Origin of the sequence: Galactobacter sp. (assembly GCF_022712295.1) — a bacterium.
GTDB lineage: Bacteria > Actinomycetota > Actinomycetes > Actinomycetales > Micrococcaceae > Galactobacter.
The window spans coordinates 1-10,020 of sequence record NZ_JALAGT010000009.1; the positions used below are offsets into that span (position 1 = coordinate 1).

Here is a 10,020-nt window from a genome sequence, read left to right on the forward strand (position 1 = left end):
CCTTCCAGTGGTTCAAGCCCGCCACCGACGGCAAGCACTGGGCAAAGATCACCAACGGTGGCAACAAGTCCACCTACACGATCCCTGCCGCCCTCAACGGCAAGAAGATCCTGGTCAAGGCCACCGCCACCAAGGCCGGCTACACCTCGACCTGGAAGAACTCCTCCGCCAAGACCGTTGCCGCGGGAACCCTGTCCCTGGCCAAGCCGACCATCTCCGGTACCGCCAAGGCAGGCAAGAAGCTCACCGCCAAGGTCTCCTCCAAGACTGCAGGCGCTTCCGTGTCCTTCCAGTGGTTCAAGCCCGCCACCGACGGCAAGCACTGGGCAAAGATCACCAACGGTGGCAACAAGTCCACCTACACCGTCCCCTCCGCCCTCAAGGGCAAGAAGATCCTGGTCAAGGCCACCGCCACGAAGACCGGCTACGCCTCGACCTCGAAGAACTCCTCGGCCAAGACCATCGCCAAGTGACTCATCCGGACTGAGCCACTCGGGCTGTCTTCCGAGCTGATGCGGCGGGCCGGTACCTCAGCCAGAGGTACCGGCCCGCCGCCGTCTTGCCCCTCACATCGGTGCGACTCGAATTCGTAACGGTCCACCGCATAGGCTCGTAGGTGACCTGCTCACTTCCTGCGGAAGGCCCCAACGGATGCAGACCACCGAAACGGACCGCACCCCGTGGCACGCCCTGGATCCTGATGAGGTCCGGCAACGCCGGGAGGCCCCGGAGGACGGGCTCTCGGCAAGCAAGGCCGCCGCCCGTCTGGCGGAGATGGGCCCCAACGCCCTGGCCGAGTCCAAGCGTGATTCGTGGTTCATCACGCTCACCAAACAGTTCCGCTCCCCCATGGTGGCCTTCCTCGCCATCGCCGCGGTGATCACGGCGATCCAGCACGAGGTCTTCGATATGGCCGTGATCCTGCTGGTGTTGGTCCTGAATGCAACCATCGGCTTCTGGCAGGCCCGAAAGTCGGAGGCCGATGTCCGCGCCTTGCAGAACCTCTCCTCCCCAGAGGCCACCGTGGTGCGTGACGGGCTGACCCAACGCATCGATGCGGCTGACCTGGTCCCCGGGGACACCGTGCACCTGGAGTCCGGCGATCGAGTCCCGGCGGACGTTCGCCTGACCGATGTCAATTCCCTTCAGGTTGACGAATCCATGCTCACCGGAGAGGTGCTGCCCGCCTCGAAGAACACGGCCACCGTCGCCGAGGAGGCCGGCGCCGGAGACCGGAAGAACATGGCGTTCTCCGGCACCATGGTGGTCTCCGGTCGGGCCACCGGCGTGGTGGTGGAGACCGCCGACCGCACCGAGCTCGGCGCCATCGCCACGTTGGTTCAGACCGGTTCCTCCAAGACACCGTTGCAGGAGGCCACGGACCAACTGGAGAAGTACATCGGCGTGGCCCTCGTGGCCTCCGCCGTGGTCATCTTCGCCGCCAGCCTGGTGATGGGCGAGTCCCTGTCCAACACCTTCCGCACCACCGTTGCCCTGGTGGTCTCCGCGATGCCGGAGGCCCTGCCGATCGTGTTGTCGGTGGCGATGGGCGTTGGTGTCTCGCGGATGGCCAAGCACAATGCCGTGGTCCGCAATCTCCCCAGTGTGGAAACCCTCGGATCCACCACGGTGATCGGTTCAGACAAGACCGGCACCCTGACCGTCAACCGGATGACCGTGGAGCGCGTCTGGACTCCGGACGGCCGCGTCCTGGAGGAGCTCGACGCTCCCTCGGACCTCACCCGCGCTCAGCGTGCGTCGCTGCGCACCGGAGCGCTCACCAACGACGCCACTCAGCATCCCGAAGACGAGTCGAAGTTGATGGGCGACGCCGTGGATGTCGCCATGGCGACGGCAGGGCTTCGGGTCGGCGCGGTCCAGGAGTCCGAGCGCGCCGCCCGCCCCCTGGCCGATATGCCCTACGAGCCGGATCTGGCCTATTCGCAGACCTTGCACTCACACGAGGATCGTGCCGTGCTGCACGTCAAGGGCGCACCCGAGGTGATCCTGCAGTTCTGCACGGCGATGGCCGGGCCGGAAGGCCTCCTTCCGGTGGACGTGGATCTGGTCCGCTCCACCATCGACTCCATGGCCGAGGACGGCCTGCGCGTGATCGCCACTGCTCACCTGGAAATGCCCGACGGCGCGGATCGGTCGGGCGCCGAAGGCACCCGAGGTTCCGCCTCCGGCGGGACCCTGCCCACGCCGTCGGGCATGGTCCTCACCGGGCTCCAGGGCATGATGGATCCGCCGCGACCGGGCGTGGCCGACGCCATTCAGCAGTGCCGCGAGGCCGGCATCCACGTCATGATGATCACCGGAGACCACCCCGTCACCGCGGCAGCCATCGGTGCCCGGCTGGGATTGGACGGCAAGGCACCGGCCCTGACCGGGGCCGAGATGGCCACGCTCGGGGACCTCGACTTGCTGGAGCGCCTCCGCACCACGTCGGTGGCCGCGCGGATGAGCCCGCAGGACAAGCTCCGGATCGTGAAGGTGCTCAAGGCCGACCGCAATATCGTGGCCATCACCGGCGACGGCGTCAATGACGCACCCGCACTGAAGGCCGCGTCCATCGGTGTCGCCATGGGCAAGTCGGGCACCGACGTGGCCAGAGAGAGCGCCGACCTGGTCCTCACGGACGACAATTTCGTGACCATCGTGGACGCCGTGGATCAGGGCCGCGTCACCTTCGAGTCCATCCGTAAGGCCACGTTCTTCCTCCTCTCCAACGGCATCGCTGCACTGATCGCCGTAGCGATCAACACCTTCTCCGATCTACCTCTGATCTTCCTGCCGGTCATGTTGCTGATCATGAACGTGGTGACCAACGGGATCCAGGACATCGCGCTGTCCTTCGAGAAGGGCGAGGGCGACGAGCTGAAACAGAAGCCGCGGGCCGTGGGTGAGGGCGTCCTCAACCGCGCCATGTGGCTACGCACCGTGATCACCGGCTGCTGGATGGGTGCTGGCACCCTGGTGGTCTACCGGCTGGCGCACGAGGCCGGGTTCGAGTTGGATCACTGCCGCACCCTGGCGCTGATCACCATGGTGATGTTCAACTTCTTCCAGGTCTTCAGCGCCCGCGCGGAACGCAAGTCCCTGTTCACGCTCAACCCGTTCGGCAACCCGTTCCTGCTGATCTCCGCCGTGACCGCGTTGGTGATCCAGTGGGCCCTGACCGTCATCCCACCGGCTGCTGACCTGATCGGGCTGTCACCCTTGAGCTCGTGGGAATGGCTGATGTGTGCCCTGGTGGGCGCATCGGTGCTTGCCATCGTGGAGGCCGAGAAGTTCGTCAGGCGGGTGGCTCACCGTCGGGACGCTCGGCAGGCGCAGTCGGCGTCCGCGTAGCGGGGTCTGCTTCCTCGTGACCGCAACGCCAACAGGGCTCGGTCGGGTCTTCGTTGAACGCACCGCATTCCGGGCACACCTTGTTGAGCCAGCAGACGGGGTCACCCATCGTGGGCCTCCTCCGCTGCTTCCGCCAACCATCCGTCTATGACCTCGAAATCGAGTTCCGGGTACTCCGGGATGGGGGTCGCGTCATTGCCGTCCATGATCTGATCCTGCCACCCGCCCGTATCACGAGGCATCAATTCACCCGCGGTTCACGCTTTCCCACCCCCACGGCCACTCCGGGGGTCCACGCTGGATCACGTGCGCAACATCGTTCACCGCTCACTGACCACCACCCTCGCCGCGCTCGTCGCATCGGCCGTCCTCATCTCCGGCCCCGCCGTCCAGGCGGTCACCGAGTCCCCCACCGCCTCGACCGCCGAATCGGAGCGGACGCCCGCTCCGGTCGTCAACGAGGTGGAGACCAACGGGGACGACGTGGACTGGGTGGAACTCGCCAACCCTGGCGACGCGGCACTGGACCTCTCCGGATACGTATTCACCGATTCCGAATCCGCGGAGCACAGCTACACCCTGCCCAGCGACACGGTGATCCCGGCCGGCGGACTGCTCGTCGTGACGCAGCAGGAGAACGCCGCGCCGGGCTTCGACTTCGGCCTGGGTTCCGAGGACGCCGTCAAGATCTTCGAACCCAATGCATCCCTGACCGACGAACCGCTGGTCGAGTACTCCTGGACGTCGCATGCGAAGAAAACCTGGGGCCGTTGCCCCGACGTCACCGGCGACTTCATGGACACCTACGAGTCCTCTCCTGGCGAGGCGAACGTCTGTGAGGACCCAGGCCCGTCTGCACCGGCCGGGTCGCCCTGGCCTGGCGGCCAGGACCTGAAAGTGCTCGACGACGGGGACGAGGACCGCGGCGACTGGAGCGGTATCGACGTGGAGCCGTCGGCCCCCGACACCAAGGCGTCCGACGGCGGCCACGGCCGCCTCTGGGTGGTCCAGAACGGAGACGGCGAGCTCTATCGCTTGACTACCCCGGACCATGGGGACTCATGGGACCAGGATTCCGGATGGCGGCTGCGCTATCCGAGCGGATCCGGAACCGTGGACGCCGAGGGAATCACCGTGACCACGGATTCCACGAACGGGATCTACGTATCTTCCGAGCGCGACAACGACAAGGACGACGTCTCCCGCCCCTCAGTCCTGCGCTACGACGCGCCGGACGACTCAGCCGACGGGGACGACCTCAAGGCCGCCCAAGAGTGGAACCTCGCCTCCGATTTCCCGGGACTCGGCGCGAATTCCGGGCTCGAAGGCATCACCTGGATCCCGGACTCGTGGCTGACCGAGCGGGGGTTCGTGGACGAGGCCAAGGCCGAACCGTACGATCCTGCCAACTACCCGGGGCACGGCGACGGGCTCTTCGCTGTCGCCGTCGAGGGCACCGGGGACGTCTACCTGTACGCGCTGCAGGCGGACGGCAGCGCCAAGCGGGTCTCCAGCCTTGACCCCGGGTTCGACTCGATTGCCGACGTACAGTTCGACGCGGACCGCAACCGACTCTGGGCCGTGTGCGACGACGCCTGTGACGGACGGATCGCGACCTTCGACCTCATCGACGGGGAGTTCACCAAGAACGCCGTCTACAACCGGCCCGCCGACACCGAGAACTACGGCAACGAGGGTTTCGCGATAGCGTCACTGGCCGCCTGCGAGGACGGGGCCGTGAACACCTACTACGTGGACGACAACAACACAGACGGGCACTCCCTCCGCTCCGGCACGCTGGACACGCAATGCCCGGCCACCAGTCCGACCGAGTCCGACGATCCGAGCGAAACCCCGGGGAGCACGGAACCGTCGGCGTCCGATTCGCCGAGCGAGGACCAGGACGACGAACCGACGACCGGTGCGTCGCAGACGTCCGGCGATACTTCGGCGGGTGCCGACACGGGCGGGGCCTCCACTGACCAAGCCGCGGCGGAAACCGCCGTGGCGGCGGGAGGCGAGGACACGCCGTCGGGCCCTACCCAAGCCGGGGCCTTGGCCCATACCGGCGTGCCGGCCGGCACACTGATCACCGCGGCAGGGGCGCTGCTCCTGGTGATTGCGGGACTGATCATCTTCAGGACGTCGCGTCAGCACTGATGTGCGCGTACTACGCTCGGGTGCATGAGCACCAACGACATGAATCAGGTCATCATGTACGGCGCGGACTGGTGCGGTGACTGCCGCCGGTCCAAACGACTGCTGGATGAACTCAGTGTCGACTACGACTACGTGAACCTGGTCGACGAGCCGGAGCAGGCCGTCGTCGCGGAGGGTATCTCCGGACGCAAGAACATCCCGGTCATCACGTTCCCCGACGGCTCCCACCTCGTGGAACCCAGCGATCCGGAGCTGAAGAAGAAGCTGGAGGTCTCGGAACTGCTCTGAGGCTGAGCGGTCGCTTCACCATTGACGTAGGGCCGCCGCCGGACAACACTCTGAGTTACAGGTGTTTCAAAAACCTGAGGACCTGTTGACGACGTCTATCTGAAGTGAGGCCACCAATGACCGCCCTTACCGCTTCCAGCACCATCGGCACCTGGCTCGACGACCCAGTGGGCGGCCCCATCGTCAAGGGACTCCTGGAAGCATCCGGCGCCACGGAGGAAACGCTCACCCCACTGCGCACTCTGCCCCTGCAGCAACTCGTGACCCTGTCCCAGGGCAAGATGCCGCAATCCGTGGTGGATGATCTCGTCAAGCAGGCCAACGGTGGCGTCATCCCGGAGGAGTCCGAGGCCAGCGGGGCGTGGCAGGAAACCGTCACGTCCGGGCGCTTCGGCGGGCAGACCGTAGTGGTGACGGGCGCGGCGTCGGGGATCGGACTCGCAACAGCGTCGCGGATCGCCCGCGAGGGCGGCCGCGTCGTCGCGGTGGATGTCTCTGCGGAGAAACTGCAAACCTTCGCGGCGTCGCTGCCCAACGCGGAGATCATCCCGGTGGTCGGGGACATCACCAAGCAGGAGTCCGTGGACGCCATCGTCGCCGCGGCCGGCGAACGCATCGACGGGCTGGCCAACGTGGCGGGCGTGAATGACGACTTCTCCCCGCTGCACGAGACCTCGGACGCCATGTGGGATCGCGTCATCGGCATCAACCTGACGGGCGCCTTCAAGCTCTCCCGCGCGGTGATCCCGGCGATGATTGCCGCGGGTTCCGGGCGGATCGTGAACGTCACCTCAGAGGCGGGGCTGCGCGGTAACGCGTCCGGCAACGCCTACACCACGTCCAAGCACGGCGTCATCGGCATGACCCGCTCCGCGGCGTTTATGTACGGCCCGCAGGGCCTGCGCGTCAACGCCGTGGCCCCGGGCGGTGTGGCCACGGGTATCCCGTTCCCGCCCAATGTCTCCGAGGCTGGTTCCGCGCGGTTGGCGCCGTTCCAGTCCGCGATTCCCACTTTGGCTACGGCCGAGCAGCTGGCAGCGTCCATCACCTTCCTGCTCTCCGAGGATTCGGTGAACATCAACGGCCAGGTGCTGGCCTCCGACGGCGGCTGGTCCGTGCAGTAACTCTTCCAGGAATCAGCGGGCGGAGAGCCAATCACGCAGGATCGCGGCATGATTGATGTGTTCGTCCTTGGCCCCGTAGACCAAGGTGACCACCGGGGCATCACCGATCAGCTCGCGCCAACGCTCCCACACATCCTCTGGCATGTCATCAAGCTCCGCCGTGTAGGCGGCATTGAACCAGTCGAAGCGTTCCGGGTCGTGGCCCCATTCCTTGCGCAAAGGCGGGGAGGGGGCCACGTCCTTGAACCATTGAGCGTCGAGGGCATCCTTGCGCACGCCGCGCGGCCACAGTCGGTCCACAAGGATGCGGAGACCGTCCGCGTTCTCCGCAGTTGAATACGCACGTTTGATCCGGTACTCGGTCATGAGCACACGCTACGCCCGGTCTCAGAACGTGGTGCGGTACAACACCTCGCGGAAGGTCCGTCCGGGACCCGCTTGAGAGATGGCCAGGCTTGTTCCGTTCGGGGTGCAATGGGCCTCGGATCCTGTCATCGTGGAACCGGTTTCCGCCTCCATGGTGTTGAATTCACCGGACTCCAGGTTCAGGAAGTACTGAGGAGAGTCCACCAACGGTTCATCGCCCTCGAAGCTGAAAGTGGCAACACTGCCACAGACCGCGGCACCGGATCCCGGCGTCCCTTCGTCCTCGGCTGCGCTCACCTTCCAGGCGGTGTGTTCCTTGGGGTTTGCTGCGATGAGCTCACCCTGATGTTCCACGAGCAACCAGTCTCCTGCCGCCGCGAGAAGAGACACCTCCCCCTTGGAGGCCTTCAGCAGGAGCTGCTTGGAACCGTCCTCACCCACTTGGACCACGGACTTGGTGAGGGGCTGGTAGATGTCGTCCTGCAGCTCCCAGGTGGTGGCTCCGGCCGCGACCCCGTCGCGAAAGGCAACAGGATCCGTGATCCCTGTGGTCACCTTGCTGGTCTTGCCACCACCATCTGCTTTCTGGGCCAGCAATGTCGTGACGGGCACAGCGCCCTCCTCTGCGACATCGAGAGTGTTCCACCAGACCTCGTCACCGACCAGCACCGGCACCGTGTCGACCTCGCGCGGAGGCAGCCAAGCCTTCTTGGCCTTCGCGTGGTCCTCCACCGTCCCAAGAAGATTCACCTGCACATCGTCCGGATCAGTCGAGGAGCTCTGGAAGAGCTTCCACCGGAGGGGAGAGCTCGCAGTGTTCCCCCAACCGTTCTCGGTCCACACCACACCTGAGTCATCCGCATCCACTCCGACCACGTTGCGGGGCCCGTCCTGCGGCTCGATGTTCGCGGCCGTGTACAACTCGCTGACCTCACCCGTGCCCGGGTCGATACTGACCAGTCGGTCCCCCTCCTCCGGGGCACCCCCATCCCCTACGCCGACAACACCTTCTCCGGTGGGACCTGTCACCCCGATCCAAGCATCATTCGTGGCCGCCGCGATCCGGAGGAACTCTCCCTTCTTCGCAGAAAGTTCCGCCACCTTCTCAGGAGCATCGCCTTCCGCGAACGGGGCCGCGTCACCGGTCGAGAACCCACCGGCCTCCACCGGGCTGTCGTCGTCCCAGGTCAGCCCGGTTGCCACGTGCGAGGGTTCGGCGAAGGGAGTTGCCTCGGCCGGCTCAGCGGACTGCGCTGCCCCGGATGAACTCGGTGTCGCCGAATCCGTAGGCGTGGGGCTGCCGCTCAGGCCCGGTTGGGGAGAACACGCACTCAACGCGAGCAGGCTCAACGTCAAGACCCCTGCGGTACCTGCTGACAACAATTTGGAACGTGTGCTCATGGACCGAACAACTTTCGTGGCATGCGGAATCTTCTACCCTGTCAATTGTTCACACTAGCGCGGTCTGGCTCAGTCAGGCGGAGCACCTCCCGGTCCCCCAGCGGGGCGTCCAGCTGCACCACCAACGAGGCGAACATTGCCTCCATGGTGCAGTTCCTGGGTGCTTCCGGAAGCGTGCCGGTCCACAGGGTGACCTCCACGGCGTCCGGGGCCTCACGTACCTCCGCCCGCGCCCCGGAACACTTGGGGCTCCCCAGCTGGAAGTCGATGCGCAGCTTGTTACCGGATTCCGCTTCGATGCGATCCCACGAGGCACTGCGCTCATTCTCCAGATCGTCGCGAGCGTCGATGATCGTGTAGTTGATCCTGTTCGATGCGCCTTGGCCCGCCGACGGCGAGTCCGTACCGTCCGTGTTCGCCGTCGGCCCCGAGGTATCCGCAATACCACTGGCAGGAGGCACCGACCGCTCCGGCGAGGCACAACCTGCCAGGGCAAACATCACCACCGCCGCACCGGAGAGAACTCGTCGGATCATGAGCAGCCTCGTTTCGCTCTCGTTCCGCCAGACTCTACGCGTCCGGGGTCAGAGTGGCGGCCGGGACCAGGTTTCCGTCGGAAGCGCTCCGAGGCGGAGCGGATCTCACGGATACCCGGTCCCCAGCGCACACCGGGGAGGGCACGGCCGGTCAGGCAGCAGAGGCCGGGCGGGGAACCGAGTCCAGCAGGAGCCGCGTGTAGTCGTCCTGCGGATTGGTCAGCAGCGCCTCGGTGGGCCCGGCCTCCACGATCCGACCGGCACGAAGCACCAGAGTCTCGTCGCAGACCTGCCGCACCACACCCAGATCGTGACTGATGAACAACACGGTCAGCCCACGCTCGATGCGCAGCTGCCCCACGAGTTCCAGCACCTGCGCCTGCACCGAGATATCCAACGCGGACGTTGCCTCGTCCATCACCAGCAACTCCGGCGACACCGCCACCGCCCGAGCCAGCGCCACGCGTTGACGCTGCCCGCCGGAGAGCGTGCGCGGCAACGCCTGCATCTGCTCACGGGTGAGCCCCACCCGATCCAGCAGCGCCACTGCCTCCGCCTCGCCACCGCTGCCGTGCAGCTCAAGCGCATCCCGCACCGCACGCACCACAGGGATGCGCGGATCCAGCGACAGGTAGGGGTCCTGGAAGACCATCTGCACGGCCTTGGCGCGTTCCAACCGGGCCTTCTTGCCCCGCGCCGGCTTCGTGAAGTCCCGCCCGCCCACGCGGATGTGACCGGTGTCGGGGGACTCGAGCCCCACGATCATCCGGGCCAACGTCGACTTCCCCGCG

The 10,020-nt window shown here is 66.1% G+C and carries 8 protein-coding genes and 1 pseudogene; 5 read left to right on the forward strand and 4 right to left on the reverse strand.

Annotated features, from left to right (window positions below):
- The 5 genes and pseudogenes from Q0A15_RS00720 to Q0A15_RS00740 form a co-directional block, all read left to right on the forward strand.
- A pseudogene (locus Q0A15_RS00720) lies at positions 1–473 on the forward strand (hypothetical protein); the annotation flags it as partial.
- A 178-nt stretch (positions 474–651) separates the two neighbouring features.
- A complete protein-coding gene (locus tag Q0A15_RS00725; RefSeq protein WP_291277621.1) occupies positions 652–3,354 on the forward strand; it encodes an HAD-IC family P-type ATPase in 2,703 nt (900 codons plus the stop codon).
- A 306-nt stretch (positions 3,355–3,660) separates the two neighbouring features.
- Positions 3,661–5,514: a lamin tail domain-containing protein gene (locus Q0A15_RS00730; RefSeq protein WP_291277622.1), complete on the forward strand. Its 1,854-nt coding sequence runs from the start codon at positions 3,661–3,663 to the stop codon at positions 5,512–5,514.
- A gap of 24 nt (positions 5,515–5,538) precedes the next feature.
- Complete coding sequence (locus Q0A15_RS00735) at positions 5,539–5,802, forward strand: glutaredoxin domain-containing protein (protein WP_291277623.1); 264 nt, start codon at positions 5,539–5,541, stop codon at positions 5,800–5,802.
- Between the two features lie 116 nt (positions 5,803–5,918).
- Positions 5,919–6,926, forward strand: coding sequence for an SDR family NAD(P)-dependent oxidoreductase (locus tag Q0A15_RS00740; RefSeq protein ID WP_291277624.1), 1,008 nt, complete (start codon positions 5,919–5,921; stop codon positions 6,924–6,926).
- A 12-nt stretch (positions 6,927–6,938) separates the two neighbouring features.
- On the opposite strand, the gene Q0A15_RS00745 is transcribed toward Q0A15_RS00740, so the two are convergent.
- The 4 genes from Q0A15_RS00745 to Q0A15_RS00760 all read right to left on the reverse strand — a co-directional run.
- A complete protein-coding gene (locus Q0A15_RS00745; RefSeq protein WP_291277625.1) occupies positions 6,939–7,292 on the reverse strand; it encodes a DUF488 domain-containing protein in 354 nt (117 codons plus the stop codon).
- A 21-nt stretch (positions 7,293–7,313) separates the two neighbouring features.
- A complete protein-coding gene (locus tag Q0A15_RS00750; RefSeq protein WP_291277626.1) occupies positions 7,314–8,693 on the reverse strand; it encodes a hypothetical protein in 1,380 nt (459 codons plus the stop codon).
- 41 nt (positions 8,694–8,734) lie between these two features.
- Positions 8,735–9,229, reverse strand: a complete 495-nt coding sequence (locus tag Q0A15_RS00755; RefSeq protein ID WP_291277627.1) for a hypothetical protein — start codon at positions 9,227–9,229, stop codon at positions 8,735–8,737.
- 151 nt (positions 9,230–9,380) lie between these two features.
- Positions 9,381–10,020 (reverse strand): ABC transporter ATP-binding protein (locus Q0A15_RS00760; protein WP_291277628.1); only part of this gene is annotated, 640 nt, incomplete at its 5' end.